The following is a 20,866-nucleotide window of genomic DNA, read 5'->3' on the forward strand; positions in this document are numbered from 1 at the left end:
CGAGGCAATGCTTTTTTTTCATTTTACCAAAAAAACTATACCAGTCTTCCTTGGGCCGTAGTCCATTTACCCTTGGTGATAACCTTATCGAAAACAAGACCGTTTTTGTTGGCCGTTTCGCAGGTTTCATCCCATTGACTGGTTAAAATACCGGAAATAACAAGGGACGATCCCGGTTTCATGGCACAAATGATCCTGGGAAATGCTTTTTGAAGGATGGTGGAGAAAAGATTTGCGACTACGATATCTCCCTGCTGGGAGGGAGTGGGTACCCATTCAAAGACATCGGCCTGGAAAATTTCCAGCTTTTGTTCACTGATGTGGTTGCGTTCGGCGTTGGTACGGGAAACGTCTACGGCGATGGGATCAAAGTCGAATGCCGTGGCGTGTTCCGCCCCCAGTGCAATGGCTGCTATGGCGAGAACGGCAGTGCCGCAGCCAATATCGGTTATTGTCCAAGGGGATGTCTTGTGTTCTTTGGCAAAGTCGCTGATGGCTCGAAGGCAAGTGGAGGTTGTGGCGTGGTCCCCTGTACCGAAAGCCATTTCAGCCGGAATGGAGAGGATAGCCCGCTTGGGATATTGTCGGACGAGTTTAGCGAGCTCTTTTGCTTCGACCTGTTCCGTGATAACGAGGTTATCCCGAATTTTGAGGTCAGGACGTTTGGCCCTTGCCTGACTGGCGACCCAGTCGGTCGTTTTGATTTCCCTGATGCTGCCTCCGAAATAGTTTTTCAAGGTAATAGCATCGTCTTCCGTCTCGCAATAAACGGTGATACGGATACTCTTGCCTCCTTTGAACGATTCGATGACAGCATTGGGATTTCCAGAGATGCGTTCGTTCCAGGCATCTTCCCATTTGGCGGCGGATAGTTTGGACCAGCTCCACATAAAAGCGATTAAAAGGCGGTTGTTGTTGAAGGGGGGCGAATTGCGTTTGTAGCGAAAGCCCGGGGAAGTGTCAAAGCCTTCCCGGAGATTCGTTCCGGGAGAAAGGTGATTCGTCCTTTCCGGGGATTTCTTTTTCCTTGCGGAATGCGAAGTTGAGTAGAGCTATTCCCTGCAGAAGAAGCACCAGGATCAGGCAGATCAGGGATATTTTGGTTGTTTTGCTCATAGCGGTTATTGGGGGGAGGAGGGGTGGATACGGTTGATGAGTGAACGCCGTGTCCGTTCGGTGATGTAGGCGAGTCCTAGCAGGGTTAGGCCGCAGATGAGGAGTCCTAGCCCTTTCTGGTTCAATGAGTCCAGCAGGTTGATGGCGAGAGAGGCTGCAACCAGGGCAATGAGAATAACTCCGCAATTGATGATGGATGCCCTTGCCAGGTGAAGTCCGCTGATGATGGATGACGCTCCGCTGAAGACCAGGATGAGCATGACGCCAAAAGGTGGCAGGACGGGAGCAGCGGATGCTGTGGCGATCATGGCAAGGCTGAAGAGAAGTGTTCTCGAATACTCCAGTTTCGGCACCCATTTTTTGAGCTGAACGAATAGAATAATCCCGGGCAGACAGCAGACTGCAATGCTGGATAGCTCGATGTCTCTGTCTCTAACAATGTTTTTGTAACAGCAAAGCTGTGCCAGAAAGAGGCCGATCCCCAACCAGACGATGGCGCTGCGCGACAGGTTCCTGTTTTTTGCGATACAGAAAGAAACCATGAGTTGGGAAGCGCCGATGACCATGGACATGAAGTTGCTTCCCATAAGGGGCAGCATCAGGAGGCAAGCAAAGAGAGCGTTGAATAAATTTCTGTGGCTACCGTCCCGAAAGGTGACGAGTATGATGCCTGTGAACCAGAGCCCCAAGGCGATTTCTTGGATGATCTCCAGATTGTTTTGGGGGGATGAAGGCTGCATGATAAGGAAGGCAAGAGGAATGACCAGAAGGTAGGCCATGCTTCCCCAGGACCGAATGGACCCGGTGCCTTGCTGTATGGCATGCGAGGTGAACAGGATGCAGGGAACGAGAAGTGGTACGGCGGCGATTCCAAGATGGGCGGTGGTAATAGTTTCGGAATTCGACCACAATTGTATCAGGGAGAGCTGAATGAAGAACAGGGAAAATGTGAAAATAACTTTTTGCCTGCTAAGCTGGGAATAACTTAGAAAGCCTAGAAAACAGATGAGTGCAGGCAGGCCGAAAGTATACTTGTTGAGCTCTCCGGTGAAATCAAACAGGGCGAATGCAAGGATTCCTGTCGTAATGGGAAGAAGAATGGTTTGTGATTGTAGCTTGTTGATTATTAATATTCTATATGCGGAAGACAAGATGAATATTATAGATGTGAACAGGAAACTTCCTCTCATGGGATAAAGGAGAAAGATGAATCCTGCAACGAATGCCGCATATTGGATGGTCGTGGCTAGGTCCGGCCTGGGTTCGCGGCGAGAGATGATATTGGAGCCCATGCGTAGCACCCACAGAAGGGGGATGCTGCATGATGTCATGAAGGCGAGGTGGGGGAGTTTGGCTGTGGGCTGATGAGACATCCCGAGGATGGTGAGGTTGCCGATGAGAAAAAGGGCAAAAAGGACGATCGGAAGATATTTTTTACTGTAGGATGCGGGTCGGGTCGATAGATATAGGGCGGTTATCGGAATCAGGGTAAAGAGCAGGACGAGGGGACTTTCATTCATTTGCCCAAGAGTTACGATGATAAGGAAAATAACGGGCAGATGGGCGTACTTGGCAACGGGGCGAAATCCGCATACGACCGGGATACAGAGTGTCAGGAATAGGCCGATGATCACTGTAACAGGCAGCGCGATGAGGCAGATTTGTACTGTCAGTCCGACTAGGCACCAGTTCCATACGGAGCGGTTGCGGAAGAACCAGGAGAGCGCCAGGGCGATACCCCAAAGGCAGATGAGGATCTCGGGACGGTGGACGACAATGGATGAGATGGTTTGCGGGGCGTATAATTGCGAGCAGATGGCAACTGAGACAAGGATGGTTGTCACGATGCCGGGGATGGTTTTCTCCGTGAGAGAGTGTACAGGGGATCTGCGGAAGGCCATGCCGATGCACATGGTCAGAGGAAGAAGCGTCAGGATGAATAGAAAGATTGCTGCCGCCGGATTCCCCTTGATTCCGGAAAAGATAATGCCTGACGATGTGATTCCCATCATGGCCAGCGGCCAGCCGATCTCCTGTTTGCTGGTGAGGGGGCGTATCATGTGTCCCTTGAAAAATACGGAGGGCGGTAGGAGGCTCGCATGCCTTGAGTTGTCGAGGAGGCGGTACCGTACAGCCATTATGGCCCAGCAAACGAGGATGAGAATCGGGGATGCTGTTTGTTCGACGAAGAGGAGGCAGAGGTAAAGCGCCGCGAAAACGAGGGAGAAACTCCATTCTCCCAGCCATGCGGAGATGCTTGCCTGGTTTCCCCGGGGATTCTTATTCGCTTCATAGATGGGTTTGACAATAAAGGGGAGGAGGGGGATTGCCGCGAACAGGAGGCACAGCGGGTGGAATGATTCGATGATGCATGAGCTTCTGCTATTGGTGAGAAGGAGGCAATCCAGGGAAATCAAGGCTAGTGCGATGCTCTGGATCCTTTGGATGAGAAGGCGTTTGCCAATGGTCAGTTCGTCCGTATGCCATAGGCTTGCAACCCCCATGGAGAACGCGGGCAGGATCAGGAGCAGCATGTGCTGGAGGGACAGTGCGGATCCTTCCAGCGCCCGGGAGCTCAGAATGTAGGCCGTAAGAGCGATGGACTGGATTGAAAGTGGAAATTTGTGCCTCCATCCTATGACAAGACAGACGAAAAGCAACAGTGCCAGAATTCCGAAACTACCAGTCGGCATGACTCCCGATTCCAGTGAAGGAGCCAGCAGAGTCAGCAAGATAAATATGAAGGAAAGAGCCAGGGCATAGTTGGGGAAGGATTTTTGTTTGCTTCCTATTTTCAGGATGATGGCCGGGAATATCCACAGGATGAGATATTGGAGTATTTGGGGGAAGGTGATGGCATGTTCCAGGTGGAACGATGGAAGTCTGATTCCTGTGGAGATGAATAAGGCGCCGGGATCATGGTGCCATTGGTACTGGAAGGAAGCTATTGCCATGGCTGTGACCACGCCCAGCCAGATGCCTGCGTTCGTGATTCTTCGCAAGTCCTTGTCTTGTGCCGTTTGCAGGAGTTTGATGAAAAGGCCCATGGCGAGCGGCAGGCTCAAGAACAGCAAATGCAGGAGGATGGGAACTCCGGATTGTTCCGGAAGATTATTCTTGAAAGACAGGATGAGGAATATCAGCAGCGACAATAGGGATGCTGCCTGGGTCGATATGTTTTTGCGTATGGATGCCCGGATGAACAGAATGCAGGGAACCAGCATGCAGGCAATGCTCCACGGTGTCCATGCCGGGACATAAAATACGCTTAGTGGATAGCCTGCTGCGAAAAACCACGTACCGCAGATATTTGCCAGGGGGGCGTAAAGCCGGTAGGCTCCTCCGGCCAGGCGTGGTTGCTTGAACAGATAGCCCAGTCCGGAATAGGCTATGGACATCCCCGGAATGAGGAAATAGGTCGACGGTGTCCCGGGGTTTTCGTAAATAATGAGCCCTGCCCACAGAAAACATGAGGCGACGAACAGTAGGAATAATCCTCGGAGACGGATGATCCAGGGAAAGGGAAGAATGCCTATCAGGAAGGTCAAAACCCCATTGGATGGCAGAGTGGATACGTGGTACAGATAAGCAAACAATTTGTTGCAGACACCCCACATACAGGCTCCGACCATGCAGCAGGCATACCCGGTTTTAACTGCCGTTTTCCTGAATTCACGGAAGTAGAATCCCACTCCCCAGAAAGCATACATCACGAGGATAGCTCCCAGGAGCTTGATCCATGCCGGGATATCCCACCAATACGTGACGGCAAGAGTTGAGATGCCTCCCAGAGTGAGTAATCCTCCCAGCGTGGCGAAAAGGATTGCCAGGTAATTGACCTGCTTCCGAGGCATGGATTCGGGCTTGGCGAGAGGAACCTGAGGGGAGGAAGGGGACTCTGCCGTTGTTTTTTTCAGGAGCGACTGTGTATCGTCTCTCCGGGTGGTTTGGAGGTCGGAGGAAAGGATGGGATCTGCCTGTTCTGTCTCAGTATCCTTTTCTTGATCAATTGTCGGTTGTGCGGAAACGAAACCGTAAGCTAGGGCAATGTTCCGGGCCTGTTCAGGGGTGATTAACCCTTTGTCCTGAAGTTCCTGGATGTCTTCGGAGGTAATCATGAAGGAGAGTTTGTTTGGAAGGCCATGGAACGAAATTCTTTATTTTTCTCCATCCTATAACAGGAAAAACGGTTTTGTAAAAACAAAGAACAAACCGCCTCCGGTTTTCATGGAGAAGGACCGGAGGCGGTTGGGGAGAGATAGACAAACGTCGCTATCCTATTTTGTTATTTTTCTTCCAGGTCTTCACGGCGCTGCCGGATCCAGCGGGAGAAGATTTTGGCTGTGGCCGGAATGATGATCAGGTTGAGCAGGGTGGCTGTCGTCAATCCGCCGAACTGGACGATGGCCAGGGGGCCGAGCAATTCGCCTCCGGGTTTGTCAATGGCCCAGATCAAAGGAAGCAAGGCAAGAATCGTTGTCAGGGAGGTCATGATGATCGGAACGACACGTTCGAGGGATCCCTTGAAGATGGCTTGATCGATGGTATATCCTGCATGCTCCAGGTCACGGTAACGGTTCAACAGGATCAGACCGCTTCGAATGGCGAAACCAATGACCGTCACAAAGCCCACGATGGATGCGACCGAGAGGATCGGAGGAATGTAGGTGCCGTGGAAGACCGAGGTGATTGTTCCCGGTGAAACGACGAAAACAGCAATGATGCCGCCGACGAGGCACAACGGAACATTTACCAGTGTCAACATGGCGCGGCGGACGCTGCCCAGTGCGGTGGAGAGCAGGAGGACAATTAGCACCATAACGACGATGCCGAGGATCAGAAGGCGCTCCGAGGCGGATTCCCTTGCCTTGATCGTACCGTCATAATCGACCGTACAGCCCAAGGCGTTCATGGCGGGATCCAGCTTGGCCCGGCAAGCCTTGGCCAAGTCTCCGAGGTTGGAGTCCTTGGCGGGGTTGCAGGAGATCATGGCCTTCCGCATGGTATTATCGCGTAGAATGAGATTGGTGACTTCTTCCCGGTATACTTGGGCAACGTTGCGTAGACGGACACTCTTACCGTTGGGGGCGAGGAGTTCCAGATTCTTGATATCCTCCATGGTTGTTTTGATGGATGGATCAAGACGCATGACGATGTTCCAGTGGTCCTGGTTTTTGATGACTTCGCCGATTTTTTGACCGTTGAGTGCCGTGGAGACTTGTTCGGCGGCATCGGCAACCGTCAAACCGTAGTGTGACAGGGCTTCCTGGTTGTAGTCGATGCGGGCGGTATCTACCATGACTTCGCGGTTCGAGCGGGCATCGGCGACTTCCGGCAATGAATCGAGGATTTCCTTGGCCTTTTTGGCTGCCTGTCGTATCTGGGGGAGGTCTTGTCCGTAGATGTTGATAGCGATGTCCGAGTTGGAGCCAGACAAGGCGGCACTAATGCGGTGTGCCAGCGGGTAGCCGATCATGGCACTGGTGCCGGGGATGCCGTCAATAGTCTTTTTGATGTTCTTGTAGAGTTCCTTCTGGTCGAAGCCGAGATCGACACGGACGAGAAGTTCCGATGCGCTGACGGGTTCGGCGTGCTCATCGTTTTCGGCTCGGCCCGTCCGCTGAGTGACGGTAATGACTCCGGGAATCTCTTTGATATCATCCATGACTTTCCCCGAGATGCGTTCCGTTTCAGCCAGCGAGGTGCCCGGTACGGTGTTGACGAAGACGGTGTAGCAGTCTTCGTTGAATGGGGGGAGGAAACTGGTACCGAACGTACTGGCCAGCCACAGGGACAGTATAGTGATGATCGCCATGATGGAACAGACGATTTTGGAGCGTTTCAGGGAGAAGGCCAGAACAGGCTGGTAGATCCTCTTGATAAGTTTGACGCTGATGGTGTCCTCGTTTCCGGATCCTTCCTTCCGGTTCTTGCGGGGTTTGAAGAACATGAGGCACAAGGTGGGAACGAGGGTGATTGCTACGACGAGAGAGGCGATGAGAGCCAGAAGATAGGCGATGCCCAGAGGCTGGAAGAACTGACCTTCCAAGCCGGAGAGGAACAATACCGGAGCGAACACCAGCAGGATGATGAGCGTGGAGTAGTTGATGGAGCCGAGGATTTCCTGTTTGGCTTGCATGACAACTTCGAATCTGCTCTTGCGTTCGGTTTCGGGCAGAGCAGCATTGCGTTCCAGGTAACGCCAGGCGATTTCCACAAAGATGATGGCGTTGTCAACAACATCTCCGACTGCTACGGCCAGGCCGCCCAGGGTCATGATGTTGATGGCCAGGCCGCACACCGGGAAGAAGAGCAGGGCAAAGAGGACGGACAACGGCATGGTTATGAGCGTAATCAAGGCTGTCCTAATGTTTAACAAGGTAAGCAGGATGACGATGACTACGACGAGACCGACGGAAAAAAGCGTTTCCGTTCCGTTTTTCAGAGACATATCGATGAAGTCTGCCTGGCGGTAGGCTTCTTCCGTGATGTGCATTCCCGGAGGAAGCTGGCTTTTAGAGAATTCCTGAACTGCCTTGTCGAGGGCTGCCGTCAATTTTAGGGTGTTGGCTCCGGGGACTTTTTGAACGGAGAGGACAACGGCATCCTTCCCCATGAAGCCGGCATTGCCCCGGCGTGGAGCACCGTCGATGGTGACATCGGCTACGTCTTCAACTTTGAGAACTCCCGATGGGTGGGAAGGGATGAGCGTGCGTCGAATCTGTTCCGGATCGGCAATGCGCGTCTGTTGCTGGATGGGGACTTCCTGCCCGGCTACATCTTCCAGATATCCGGCCGGGATGGATGACTGGGATTGGGCAACGGCTTCTTTGAGATCGTTGACGGTGACTCCTGCCTGTTTCAGACGATCCGGCTTGTACACGACCTGGTATTCGGGCAGGCGTCCGCCAAGGACAGTAACCTGCCCTACTCCCGGGATGGCCAGCAGGCGGTTGCGGAGCTTGTATTCGGCTATCTGGCGTAGATCCAGTTGGGAGACGTCTTTGTCTCCCCACAGGGCAATGAGCATGATTTCCCCTGTGACGGAAACAATGGGGGCCATCTCCGGATCGCATCCTTCGGGGAGTGATGAGCGGATGGCCGCCAGGCGTTCGGCGATGATCTGCCGGGCGAGGTAGATGTCCATGTTCCAGTCAAAGTCAACCCAGACGAAAGAGAGCCCGGCACCGGAGGACGAGCGGACGCTCTTGACTCCGGCGGTGCCATTCATGGCGGATTCGATGGGGATCGTGACGTATTGTTCCACTTCTTCGGCAGAAAGGCCGCCGGCTTCGGTTTGGATGGTGACACGGGGAACTTTCAATTCGGGGAAGACATCTACAGGGATATTCTTGGCCACGAACAGGGAGATGGCAGCCAGGGCTGCCGTCAGGATCAGGACGGTGATTCTGTTGTTAAGGCAAAAAGCAACCAGAGTATTCATGAGCGCGTGCGTTTAGTGTTCGCCTTCATGGAACTTTCCGTCCGCATGGAAGTGGCCGGCCGCCTTTTTGGGACCGTTGCCTTCCGGAAGGACGTACTTGAGTTCATATCCTCCTTGGGTGACGAGCAGCTGGCCTTCCTTGATGCCTTTGACGGGAGTCATGCCGCGGCGGGAAGGAAGCGTTTCTACCTTTACCATGAGGAAGAGATCGTCATCGTCCTTGTCACGGAGAAAAACGACATCGTTGATTCCGACTTTGACAATGGCGCTGTTGGGGACAGATATGAACCCTTCCCGGGCGTCTGCCGGTTCATTCAGTTCCAGACGGGCAACTTGTCCTGCATAAGCTTCCGTCGGTACTTTATCCGGTACGAAGTAGATCGTGCGGGTCTGATTCTCCGGATTGATCTGGGCGGATATACGTGTAGTGCCATTGAGGATGATGGATTTTTTGCCGTCGGGAGAAGTTAGGACCAGGTGTGCCGCCGAGTGGCGGAGAGAGTCGGAAGCATATGCTGTTGCTTTGAATTCCAGTTTGCCGGGTTCCGTCATGACGAGGATGGGGACACCTTGTTCCTCCCAGGCGTTGTGATTGGTATCGACGGATTGGACACTTCCGTCAATGGGGGCCCGGACAACGAGAAGGTTTCCTTCCATGGTACCGCCGGAGGTGGCGATCTGGAATTGGTTGCGGGCGGTTTCCAGAGTGGAACGAAGTCCGGGGATTTCCGCTTCCTTGAAACGGATGCTGGTATCCAGTTCGCTGTTGCGGGTACCGATTTTTTCGAGCTGGTCGCGGCGAGCGCTCAGGGTGAGGAGTTCCGCTTCCGCCCGTTTCAGTGAGGCTTCCGCATCGCGGACTTTACCGGCTAAGTCAACAATGTCGGGTGATTCCAGAGTGTAGAGGACATCTCCTTTTTTTACCTTTTGTGCGGATTGGACATGTGGGATTACACGGCCGGATGAAGGCAGGGAAAATGTTTGTACGGCGGAGGGAGGAATTTCCAATTGTCCGTAGTAGCTTTTAGTGGCTGCATGAGGCTGCGCAACGACTTTTTCAATTTTCATGTCGAGGGCATGGATGGCTTTGGCATCTATGTGAACGGGGACGATGTCGGCTAATCCCTTGCTGGCCTCATGGTCGTGGTCGTCATCCTTAGAGTCGGCTTCATGATCGTGGTCGTGGTCGTGGTCGTGGTCGTGGTCGTGGTCTTCTCCATCGATATGCTTGTGCGGTTGTTCCTTGGCGGGAAGCGGTTCGGTTGGATGGTTGTTTTGTGCCTGGACCATGGTGGAGAGGCTGAGGATGCTTGCCATCCCCAGGCAGGAATTGAAGATTAATCTTGAAATGTTCATGGATTGAAATGGGAAAGGTTGATGTTAACGGGCAAGGGAAGACGGGGGTATTAGATAACGAAGGGATGTCTGTGTACGGGTGAGTTTGGAAAGTGAGTCGAGAAAAGAAATCCGGCTTTCATAGACCTGTTGACGGGCTTCGGCGAGGTCGGCCAGGCTTGTTTCTCCGATCTTGTAGAGTTGTTCCAGTTTGACCAGATTGGAGGAGAAGAGGTTCAGACGATTCAATTCATCCTGGCAATGGCTGCGGACAAGTTGTTGTTCCTGGGCGAGTTCCCGGGAGTTTTGCAACAGTTCCCTCCAGAGGGCGATGGTAGCTTGGCGGGAGGAATTGCGCGTGCCTTCCGCTTCGGCGATTGCCTTGCGATTGTGGTTCCAAAGTGGAATGTTGAAACCGATGCTGCCACCCAGTTCTTTTTCTCCGTCATCACGAGTGAAGGCCGGGCCTAACTCCAGCTCGGGGAATTGCCTGCGGATTTCCGTCTTGAGCTGGATTTCGTCAGCTGCATAGGCCGCCATTCCGCTCTTGATTTGCGGGGAAGAGACAAGTTCTCCCGGACTCGGTACGGTTACGGCTTTCGGAACGTTCATTGGGCAGGAAGTATCCAGGCGGAAAACTGAGGCGGCGGCAGGATGAAATCCCGCCTGCTTGATCAGGGACATGCGTTGGGCGAGTTCATCCTGTTCGGCCGTTTGAAGGTCTCTGACGGCTGTGTTGTAGTTTTTCGTGGTAAGCTGCCGGGTAGCCGCATCGATTTCCCCGAGTTTGTAAAGTTGAGAAAACCGGGCGTCCTCATCCTTCATTTCGCGGACTCGTTGTGCAATCAATTCTTTTCGCTTGCGAACTATGCCGAGCTGTTTCCATTCCTGCTCTATGGTGGAGAGGTAGGTAAGTTCTGCCTGACGGAGGGCCCAGTAATCGGATTCCTTGTATTGTTCGGCTGTTTTCTTTTCCAAGGAGGGGATGCCGGTGACGGGAATGGTGAAAGCCAATCCGGCATCCAGATTGATCACGGAAACGTCCTCCAGCGATTGTTTGGCGTCAAAGGATATGGAGGGATCGTTCCACCACCCGGATTGTTGGGCGACATTGCTGCTGTGAGCCAGTTTCAGTCTTGCCTGATTGAGATCGGCATTCAACACGAGACCGATTTTCTGAATTTTCCCAAGATTGAGCGGTTTGGTTCCCTGGACGGCAAGCGACTGTTGCTTCCAGGTTTGTTCCTCCCGGACCAGATCAATGGGGGAGTCTTTGTAGGAGACGCATGATCCCAGCAGGGTCATGGCTCCTGCGCCTAGGCATAATAGAGCTGTGTTCATGATATGATGAAGATAGTTGTAGAAGAAAGAAATAAAACGAAAAGAGACATGGCTTTTCCGGATCAGTGGGGGAAACCCTGCACCCGGAGGGATTCTGCAATGCGGCACAAAGCTTCCTCCGATCTTTTGATCAACGGGAGAAGCTATTCTGCCGGGCAAATGCCCGTATTCCTATGCCAAAACAGGGCGACTGTAGCCTGTATAGGGAGAAATTCCCTGTTCAATAAGAGGCGGCAGAGGAATCTCAAAAACGAATTCCTGCGAAGGAAAAAGGATAATGGACGACCAATTTTGCCATTCCGGCACAATAACGGGCGTCAGAAGAAATTTAGGAATGGAAATTTCTGACACTTGAAGGAGAGGGCCTGATCCTTCAAGCATCTTGTTGGGGCAGGGAGTTTCTCCGATGGCATGGTGCCCCTTGGTGTTTGCTGCATCGACTGCTCCATGAATAGAGGAGAGGCAGGGGGATGCATGCTGGCATCCATGGCATTCCGGACTGACGGCACTGCATGTATTGCAGGGGCAGTCGCCAACAAATAAACCCAGGAAACCCTCGCTGCACGGACATACGCCAAGCCTGGCCACATTACCCGCAAAGGCGAGCAATAGAGCTGCAATCAGGATGATGTGGCGGATGTGCTTGAGCATATGTGCCGTGCAAACGCAGGGGGGGGAGAAGAATCTGTAATTGCTTACAGTTCTTCAATCTGGACGGAATAAGTCCTTCCTTGGAGGTTGAGGTTTAGAGTAGCTGCTCCCGTTGTCGCCGCGGGGGCCGGAGCGGCGGCAGGTTCCGGTTTGGGACCGGGATTCTTGTGGTATTCTTCAAGCTGCTGTGGGAACATAGCGTAGATGACGCAGTACTCGTCCGTGGTAGGCATGCCTTTTTCAGCGAGTTTTTTGCGGAGGTCTTCCATGCCGGGCTTGATCAAGTCGGCAGGTCGGCAGGTGATCGGATCCTTGCCCATTTTTTCGGCGCAGAGTTTCTGGACTTCCGGATCGACGGGAGCCGTTGTTCTGCCATAGTAGCCGAGAGAAATATCGGCTGCTTGCGGCGTGATGTTTTTCCAACGTCCGAATTTGACGTTGAGCATGGCCTGAACACCGACGATTTGGGAAGTAGGTGTCACCAAGGGAATCCAGCCGAGAGCCTTGCGAACAACGGGAATTTCGGCAAAAACTTCGTCGAATTTGTCGCTCATGCCTTGTTCCTTCAACTGGGTACGGAAGTTGGAGAGCATGCCTCCGGGTACTTGGTAACGCAGGGTATCGGAATCGACGATTTCGTTTTTGTGCGAGGTGTACTTGGACAGGCTGGCGTAGATGGGTTTGAGGAGTTCCTGGATTTCGTGGAGTTTTTCCAGATCGAATTCGGGTTTCCTGGGATTGCCTTCCAGCAAGGCAAGCATGCGGAGGCAGTCCGGCTGACCGGTTCCGTTAGCGAACGGAGAGATGGAAACGTCGGCAGCATCCAGCCCGGCGTCGATGGCACTGAGGATAGAGGAAGCTCCCAATCCGGCCGTATCGTGCGTATGGAACCAGACGGGGATGGAGATGTTCTTCTTCAGGGAGGAGACGATTTCCGCCGTGACGTGGGGGGGGACTAGCCCTGCCATGTCTTTCAGGACAATTGCGTCGGCTCCCATTTCTGCAAGTTCGCACCCCATTTTGACGAAGCTTTCCGTCGTATGGACCGGGGATGTTGTGTAGCAGATTGTGCCGTGTGCCTGGCAGCCGCAAGCCTTGGCGGTGCGGATGGAGGTTTCCATGTTGCGCGGGTCGTTCACGCAGTCGAAAATACGGAAGATATTCATGCCGTGTTTGGCACTCATTTTGATGAAGGCTTCGACGACGTCGTCGGCATAGTTGGTGTAGCCGACTATGTTCTGGCCGCGCAACAGCATCATATGCGGCGTTTTGGGGGCTGCTTTTTTCAGAGCATCCAATCGGTCGAAGGGAAATTCACCCAGGAATCTCAGCCCGGAATCAATGGTGGCTCCTCCCCAGGTTTCCAGAGCGCTGAAGCCCATGGTATCGAGGATGGAAGCGATAGGCAGCATGACTTCAGTGGGCATGCGGGTTGCTGCCAGGGACTGATGCCCGTCTCGCAGAACGGTACAGTTGAATGTGACTGGTTTCATACAATTATTACTTTATGTTATTTTTACATGTACAGGAAGGCAAGGTCAAGCCGTATGCGGGGAATCAAGCGGATGCGCTTTCTTCCGACTGCCCGGTTTTCTCGAGAAAACGCAGGATATTTTCCTTCCATTGGTTGGCGAAGATTTTGAGGAACCAGCCGACTCCGAAGGCTGCCAGAACAGTCCCTTCCCGGATGCCGTCCAGATAGGTGAAAAAGAAAAGGGACAGGGCTGCCGAGGCTGCTACGGATACGGTGTCGAACATGATTTTACACGTTGAAAGGGGCAGACCGGTTTTCCGGGATACTGCTTGCATGACCCCTTCTCCCGGCAGGGATAAAATCCCGGCGCTCAAGTAAAACAGAATTCCCAGGGCAACCAGGATCATGCTGATGGCAAGATACAGAGCTTGCAGCCCGTATCCGGTGCATTCGGGAAGCCACGATGTACACAATTGCGCCAGGGAAACGAACGAACCGAACAAGGCAGCACAGATGATTTGAAAAATACTTTGGAGCTTGAACTCTTTCCCCAGAATGAAGAATTGCAGAAGGATGAACCCTATGAATACAACCGTAGTACATATTCCCATCTCCAAGTGCGTAATTCGGCTGATGACATAGGGAACCGTATTGACGGGAGAAACTCCCAGATTGGATGCGATGGAGAACGATACGCCGAGCGCTAATATGAAAAGACCCAGACTATAGACAAATATGCGTTTGATGAGGATAACGTGATCAGAGTTCATGATGGGAAAGAGGGTAGTCCAGAAATGGACAAACCCTCTCCCTTAGTATATCATATTTATTTTACCCAGGCAAGGGGGGATTCTGGGATTGGCTGGAGGGATCGAGTTGCGTCATGAAGCAAAAAACGGGGCAGCCTCACAAAGAATTGAATGATTCGGAAAGTACAGACTCGAAAAAACCCGCATTCCCAAGTTGGAGGAATGCGGGTTTTGAGGAAGTCGTTAACCTTCGAAGAAGGAAAATGACATTAGAGATTGATGAGGAGTTTCTGCCCAGGGACACTCTCGGCGCGTTTTTCTCCTTCGGGAGTCAGCAGACGGGCTACAATTTTTTGAGTAGAGGTCGGGCGTTTGCCTTCTTTGATCTCAGTAGTGACGATAACTCCTTCAGGTGTCTTTTCCGCCGTGTAGGCAGTCAGGCAATAATCTCCGTCCTGGAATCCGTAGCCGTCTCCGGCATCCTGGTAGAGTTCGCCGGAAGCCTTGCCATTTTCATCAAGATTGATGACGAGAGTTGTTGTTTCCAGCATGGGTTCCGCCGTATGCTGTACGACTTTACCAAGAGGGACAATAGCACCGGGCCTCACTTTGACTGTGGCCTGTTTGGGGCTGGCGTCTTCCTGCGTTTCCAGGATGTTTACCGGAAGCCAGTTGCCTTTGGGTAAGGCAGGATTTTCCGCAATGGTCGGGATGACGAGCAAATCACCACCGACGAGGAAGGTAGACTCTTCGGTGCGCAACGATTTGTCGGACGGGTCGGCAAAGAAGGTCGGCTGCATGACGGGACGTCCGTCCTGGGTGGAACGCCAGAACTGAGTGTACATGTAGGGAAGCAGGCGATAACGGCGTTCAATGGCCGTTTTGGCTACTTGTTCCGCTTCAGGTCCATAGGCCCATGGTTCTTTGTTTTGGGTACCTTTACAGGCATGGTTGCGGCAGAACGGGAACATCGTGCCAAAACTGACCCACTGTTCGTACATTTCCTTGGAGGCATTGTTGCCGAATCCCCCCATGTCCGGTCCGTTGAAGGGCTGCCCGGAAAGGCCGAGGGTGAGTGTCATCGGGATGGACATCCGCATATGTCCGGCGTTGGACAGGTTATCTCCGGTCCAGGTGGCGCCATAGCGCTGTCCGCCCATGAAATTGGAGCGGGAAAGCAGGAAGGGCCTCTTCTCCGGACTGGCCTGCATCATGCCGTCCCGCGTGGCGGACATCATGAGCATGCCGTAGATATTGTGATATTTAAGATGGGGACCGGGTTGGATGTTCTTGTCGCCCCGGTGGAAATTGTCCACGGGCATGGTATGTCCCGGGAAATTGAAGACAGCCGGTTCGTTCATGTCATTCCAGATGCCGTCAACGCCGTTGTTCCGGATGAAATCGTGGTACAACCCGGCCCACCAGATACGGGTACCTTCACGGGTAAAATCGGGAAATTTGCAATCGCCGGGCCAGACAGGACCGATGAAGTCTGTTTTCTGATCGGGCTTTTTGACCCAGACGTCTTGTTCGTCACCGGATTTGAGAACAGAGTAATTCGGGTCGTTTTTGACTCCCGGATCAATCATCCAGACACCTTTGAAGTTCAGTTCGTGCAGAGCGTCGCTGTAGGCTTTTGGATTGGGGAATCCCTTTTTGCTGAAAGTAAAAACACGGTAGTCATCCATGTAATCGATATCCATCCAGATGACGTCGGCGGGTATTTGGCGCTTGCGGAATTCGCGGGCGATGTTAAGTCCCTTGGATTCGTTTTCGTAGGAGAAACGGCATTGCTGGTATCCGAGCGACCACAGGGGGGGCATGGGCGTATGTCCGGTACGATCGGCCAGCTGGCGCAGAACGTCCAGAGGGTTGTTGCCCTCAATGACGAGAACGGGGAAGACTGGGCCTTCCGAGTCGAAAATGATTTCCTTGTCCGTCGTTTCCAGAATAGAACGCCATGTCGTGTCCGCCAGGACGCCGAATGCCGTTCCATCCGGGCGAACTCCCATAACCCAGGGATGGCCTTGGTAGAGGCGCCGTCCGTGGTCGGTACCGTAGCCGTAGTTGTCTGTGTTCCAGACTGCTATTTTGGTGTTGTTGCGGCGCAGTGGGCCGGTGACGAGCCCCTGCCCGTATAGATCGGTCCCTTCGGGAATTTTGACGATTGCCTGTGAGCGTCCGTAGGCGACATCAAAATCGACTTTTGTTTTCCAGCCCTTCGGCAAGTCCTTGGAAATAGCCTGTGGTTTTTTGGACCACATGGGAGAGTAATCCCAGCTTTCCCACTTCAGCATGGGAGGGAAGAAGAGAGCCTGGCTTGGGGCAACCAGCGCTGCCGGACCGGGATTGTTGACGATCAATTGATCATTGAGCGTGGCTTCTTTTTCCGCATGTGCTGCAGGAATGAGCCCTGTCAACGAGGTTGCGACCATGACGCTCATGGCCAGTCGTGTCAGAGAATAGTATCGCATAACACGAAGAAATACGAAAAGAACGGGAAATTCTTTCACCTTCAAGGAATTTCCGAGGAGTAAGTGAGATCCTGGGAAATTGGGAGTCCTTAAACTTCCGCGTCTTCCGGAATGGCGTCGATGGTCTGCTTCCTCTTCATGTAAAACTTGGCGGAGATGGCAAAAAAGCCGCTGACTAGGGCAGCCATGGCTGCATATGTCATGAATCCCTCGACGGATACCGCATGACTATCCGTCACAAAGGCGATGATATACGTGATGATGAAGACGAGCATGTTGCCGGCAAAAGTCGTCAGATTCCAGAAACTGGAGATGATGCTTTTGACTCGAGCCGGCGCCTGGGTATAGGCGAATTCGAGTCCGGTCGTACTCAGGAGAATTTCCGAAACGGTCAGGATGACATAGGGAAGAAGCTGCCAGGCGATGGAGAGCTGTTTTCCCTGATCGAGGCGACTTTGAATCCATGCAACAATGACGAAGGAAATGGAGGAAAGAAAAATGCCGCTCCCCATGCGGAACAGCGGGCGCACCCATTTGCCGATGTAGGGGTAGATCAACGTTGAAATGACCGGAACAAGGATCATGACGATCAACGGATTGGCGGATTGGATCTGCTCCGGACCTACGGACCAGGTACCCCATGGCAAGGGAATGTGCATGGGGGTCATATTACTTCCCTGAATGACCCAGGAAGATGCTGTTTGGTCGAACAGGGACCAGAACGGAATCACGAAAATGAAAATGGTCAGGATATTGAGAATCTGCCGTAAGTCCTTGACCGGTGTTGGTCCGAAGGTGGTGATGGCCGAATTCCAACCTCTATGGGAAATGGCATGGAAGAGTACTTTCCACATGCTTGTACGGCTGGCTCCTTCTCTCTGTTTGGTAGGCGGATACATGACGTAGTGCTTCCGCCCGCTCCAGAAACAGAATGTAGCCAAGGCCATGAAAATGCCGGGGATGGCGAAAGCCCAGCTCCAGCCGAATTCGTCTTTGACTGCCGGGACGACAATGAAGGAAAACAGGGAACCCAGATTGATAGACCAGTAGAAGACATTGTAAGCACGGGTCATCATTTTTGGCGACTTGTCCGTGATCTGGTCGCCGATGAAGGCGGAAACGCAGGGTTTGATGCCTCCTGCTCCCAAGCCAATGATAATCAGTCCTATGTAAAGAATCATCCGGCGGGATTCAATGTCCGGGAAAAGATCGGCCATGGCAAGTACGCCGTGGCCGATGCAGTAAAGCAGGGAGATGGTGAGAATGGTTTTATAACGTCCCAGCAGGTTGTCGGCAATCCAGGCTCCGATCAAAGGCGTCAAATAAACGATGGCGACGAACAAATGGACCGTCGCGATGGAATATTCCTCGGAAAGAGCCAGAGCACCGACCATGTACAGGGCCAGAATGCTCTTGAGTCCGTAAAAACTGAAACGTTCACAAGCTTCCGTTCCGACGATAAAGCGTGCTTGGTAGGGAAGGAAGCTCATGATGGGGGGCAAATGGTGTTGACGGGTTTAATAATTCCCTCTGGCCTGGAAGGTGACCTTGTAGCGTGTATAGCAGTTGGCGAGCCAGTCCATGAGGATCATTCTTTTAATGACGTCATTGAAGCCATGGGTCATGTAAGTTTCAATGGCTTTGTTTTCCGGGGTATCCGTGATTGTCTTCTTGGTTAACTGGGCAATAATGACGGAACCTCCCACTGTAACGGGTTCCGTGGATTCTCCGACATTGACCTTACGAACGGCATCGAAAATGGTAAGACCGTCAGGCATATTGTCGGGAATATGTTGTTTGTTGTACGGCCCCCAGGAAGAGAGTTTGGCTCCGGCTGCGGTAGCGGCAGCTTTGAACTTTTCAATGTCGGTCCCTTCCTGATCAAGTTTTTCCTTCAAGGCTTTGCCCGCGTTTTCCATGGTTGTTGTCGTGAGTTGGTCCAAGTAGTCGGCGCGGGCGGCGGCACGGGCCTGATTGTAGGGCAGGGGGGCTATCGGAACAATCTTGTTGACGCAGACGAGGGCGATACGACCGTCGTCAAGAACAAGGGTGTTGGAAATGCGTTCGGTCGTAATACCTTCTGCGTCCGGCTTTTTCTTTTTGATAATGGCAGGCGCTCCGGAAGCATCGTTTGCGATGGGAGTGGGCGGTTCCGCGTCAATGTGCTTGTCGATGGAGAACGCCGTTTCGATAAGGCTCTTTTGCATGGCTCCGGCAGCCGGATTCAGGGGCAGTTTGAGTGAGTCGGGGGCATTGTCCATCGTGATGTTTTCGAATTGTTCACGAGAGACCGTCATTAGGGATTCGAAATCCTTGGTCGCGGAGGTTATGACTTCATCGAGATTTTTGCCATTGGCGTCAGTGATCTTTTCCCAGAGGGGTTCGACCACATTGAGTACTTCCAGTGTTGCCGCTGGAATTTTGGTATCGGCCTTGTCCACGATTTTGGCCTTGGGTGTGAAGATGTACACGGTCAGATCGCGAATTTCGTCGCTGAGGTAATTTTTGCTGCGCTTTTCCCAAAAGGCTTTGATCTCTTCTTCGCCTGGTTCGGTCTTGGGACGGAAGTCTTCCTTGTTGAGAGTGGCGACGTTGACGGTGATGTCCTGGGTCATGGACTGGATGTAGTCTTTGACGAATTCTTCGTTCATGGAGATTCCATCCGTCAGGATGCTTTCCAGGCGGTTGAAACGAATCCATGTGGCAACGACTTCCCGCAGGGATTCTTCCACTTCGCCGATGGCGTTTTTACCGCGCATAGAGACAAGTTCCCGGTAGGCTTCGGGGTTGAAAGTTCCATCTTCCTTGCAGAATTCCGGCATGCCCTTGATCGTTTCGTCGATTTCCTCGGAGCTGGGGTAGATGCCGTAGCGTTCCGCTTCCTGTTTAATAATGCCGTAGTTGGCAAGGAAAGCGAGTGATGCATCGTAAGCCCCGGTTTCATTGCTGGGAGCCGCCACCAGGAGCTGGATGAAATTGAATAGGCTGGGAACCTGACTGGCAACCCGAATGCCCATCTCGGCAATTCTGTTCAAATCCTTGTCAGTATAGGAGATATTGCCAACCTTGACGCGAGCGGGTCCTCCGGTGGAAAATGTAGTGTTCGTGCGGGATTCGATAAAGACCAGTCCAAAAAAGACCAGAACCATGGCGCCCATGACGACGAGCGTGTGTTTTCTTAAAAATTCGAGCATGGTTGAGTTGGTGGGAGGATAGTTTCTTGTGCGAGGTAGTGCCCGGATTGTGGACGGGGTAACATTCTTTACACCTTGACGGGTGGAGGTGGCAAGTAAGAAGAACGCAACTTTTCTTTCAATTGGATCATAACTCGCTTGAATAGTCGTCCATTTTAAGCTCCAATGGAAAAAATCGAACTTTTACAGAACTCAACTATGGCATCCAACCGAATCGTATGGCTCAACGGGGAAATTCTTTCCGAAGACGAAGCGCGTATCTCTCCTTTTGACTTGGGGTTTTCCGTTGGCGACGGCTGTTTTGAATCCTTGGTGACGTATGACCGGATGCCGTTCGCTTTTTCCCGTCATCACGCGCGATTGATGGCTTCCGCCGAGGCGATGGGCATGAATGTGGATAGTATCCCGTCCAAGGAGGAACTTTTCCAGGCTGTCCGTACGGTGATTGAGAGGAACAAATTGGCTGATCCCATGTGTATCCGTATTGCGGTGACTTCCGGTCTTTCTCTGCTGGGACTCTTGCGCTGCGGGGCTCCCTGTACCGTTATGGTGGCCGCTGTTCCCGGAGGACGCCAGGGCGATACGTGTTCCGTAATGACTTCTTCCTATATGCGCAATGACAAGAGTCCCTTCAAGGGGATCAAGACTCTTTCCTATATTGAAAACATGATGATTCTTGCCGAAGCTGTCGGGAAGGGCATGGGGGAAGCTTTGCTGGCGAATACTTCCGGACAGATTTGTTCCGGTACCATCTCCAACGTGTTCTGGGTGCAGGACGGGGTGGTGAAGACATGCCCGCTGGAGGGAGGGGCCTTTCCGGGGGTGACGCGGGGGCTTGTCATGGAATTATGCCGGTCTTTGGGGATTGCATGCGTAGAGGCATATGAACCCTTTTCCTCTCTCCAATCATTGGAAGAAGTCTTTCTGACCTCGTCGTTGTGCGAGGTTCAACCGGTGGCCATGATTGATGGCCGTCGGCTCTTTCCGGGCGCGACGACGATGCGTCTTCGCAAGGCGTTTGCCGACTTGGTTGATGACAGTCTGGATCCGTAATACGGAGAAGACCGGGGTGATATGAGGCATCTCAT

Annotated in this window: 13 protein-coding genes; 1 reads left to right on the plus strand and 12 read right to left on the minus strand. The window is 52.7% G+C overall.

The features are described 5' to 3' along the window. Nucleotides 1-35: 35 nt before the first annotated feature. The 12 genes from QET93_RS06150 to QET93_RS06205 all read right to left on the minus strand — a co-directional run bounded on the left by QET93_RS06150 (nt 36) and on the right by QET93_RS06205 (nt 19,778). Nucleotides 36-890 carry a 50S ribosomal protein L11 methyltransferase gene (locus QET93_RS06150; RefSeq protein ID WP_280125505.1) on the minus strand — a complete coding sequence of 285 codons (855 nt, stop codon included), beginning with the start codon at nt 888-890 and terminating at the stop codon, nt 36-38. 70 nt (nt 891-960) lie between these two features. Next, nucleotides 961-1,116, minus strand: a complete 156-nt coding sequence (locus tag QET93_RS06155; protein ID WP_280131768.1) for a hypothetical protein — start codon at nt 1,114-1,116, stop codon at nt 961-963. A 5-nt stretch (nt 1,117-1,121) separates the two neighbouring features. Beyond that, entirely contained in the window at nt 1,122-5,234 is a 4,113-nt protein-coding gene (locus tag QET93_RS06160; protein ID WP_280131769.1) for a DUF2157 domain-containing protein, read from the minus strand. Nucleotides 5,235-5,401: 167 nt separating this feature from the next. After that, nucleotides 5,402-8,560 carry an efflux RND transporter permease subunit gene (locus QET93_RS06165; RefSeq protein WP_280131770.1) on the minus strand — a complete coding sequence of 1,053 codons (3,159 nt, stop codon included), beginning with the start codon at nt 8,558-8,560 and terminating at the stop codon, nt 5,402-5,404. Between the two features lie 12 nt (nt 8,561-8,572). Beyond that, on the minus strand, nt 8,573-9,916 hold the full coding sequence (locus QET93_RS06170; RefSeq protein ID WP_280131771.1) for an efflux RND transporter periplasmic adaptor subunit: 1,344 nt from the start codon (nt 9,914-9,916) through the stop codon (nt 8,573-8,575). A 24-nt stretch (nt 9,917-9,940) separates the two neighbouring features. Then, nucleotides 9,941-11,236, minus strand: coding sequence for a TolC family protein (locus QET93_RS06175; protein ID WP_280131772.1), 1,296 nt, complete (start codon nt 11,234-11,236; stop codon nt 9,941-9,943). Nucleotides 11,237-11,407: 171 nt separating this feature from the next. Then, a complete protein-coding gene (locus tag QET93_RS06180) occupies nt 11,408-11,887 on the minus strand; it encodes a hypothetical protein (RefSeq protein WP_280125497.1) in 480 nt (159 codons plus the stop codon). 44 nt (nt 11,888-11,931) lie between these two features. Further along, the gene (locus QET93_RS06185) at nt 11,932-13,380 is read right to left on the minus strand and encodes a pyruvate carboxylase subunit B (protein ID WP_280131773.1); all 1,449 of its coding nucleotides are present in this window, start codon (nt 13,378-13,380) and stop codon (nt 11,932-11,934) included. Between the two features lie 64 nt (nt 13,381-13,444). Further along, nucleotides 13,445-14,131, minus strand: coding sequence for a DUF6198 family protein (locus QET93_RS06190; RefSeq protein WP_280131774.1), 687 nt, complete (start codon nt 14,129-14,131; stop codon nt 13,445-13,447). Between the two features lie 248 nt (nt 14,132-14,379). Further along, on the minus strand, nt 14,380-16,584 hold the full coding sequence (locus QET93_RS06195; RefSeq protein WP_280131775.1) for a TIM-barrel domain-containing protein: 2,205 nt from the start codon (nt 16,582-16,584) through the stop codon (nt 14,380-14,382). An 89-nt stretch (nt 16,585-16,673) separates the two neighbouring features. Further along, nucleotides 16,674-18,074, minus strand: a complete 1,401-nt coding sequence (locus QET93_RS06200; protein WP_280131776.1) for an MFS transporter — start codon at nt 18,072-18,074, stop codon at nt 16,674-16,676. Nucleotides 18,075-18,101: 27 nt separating this feature from the next. Further along, the gene (locus QET93_RS06205; RefSeq protein ID WP_280131777.1) at nt 18,102-19,778 is read right to left on the minus strand and encodes a peptidylprolyl isomerase; all 1,677 of its coding nucleotides are present in this window, start codon (nt 19,776-19,778) and stop codon (nt 18,102-18,104) included. Between the two features lie 198 nt (nt 19,779-19,976). Between QET93_RS06205 and QET93_RS06210 the strand changes: the two genes are divergently transcribed. Continuing rightward, nucleotides 19,977-20,831 carry an aminotransferase class IV gene (locus tag QET93_RS06210; RefSeq protein WP_280131778.1) on the plus strand — a complete coding sequence of 285 codons (855 nt, stop codon included), beginning with the start codon at nt 19,977-19,979 and terminating at the stop codon, nt 20,829-20,831. Nucleotides 20,832-20,866 lie beyond the last annotated feature (35 nt).

The sequence above is a fragment of the Akkermansia sp. N21116 genome (assembly GCF_029854705.2).
Lineage (GTDB): Bacteria > Verrucomicrobiota > Verrucomicrobiia > Verrucomicrobiales > Akkermansiaceae > Akkermansia.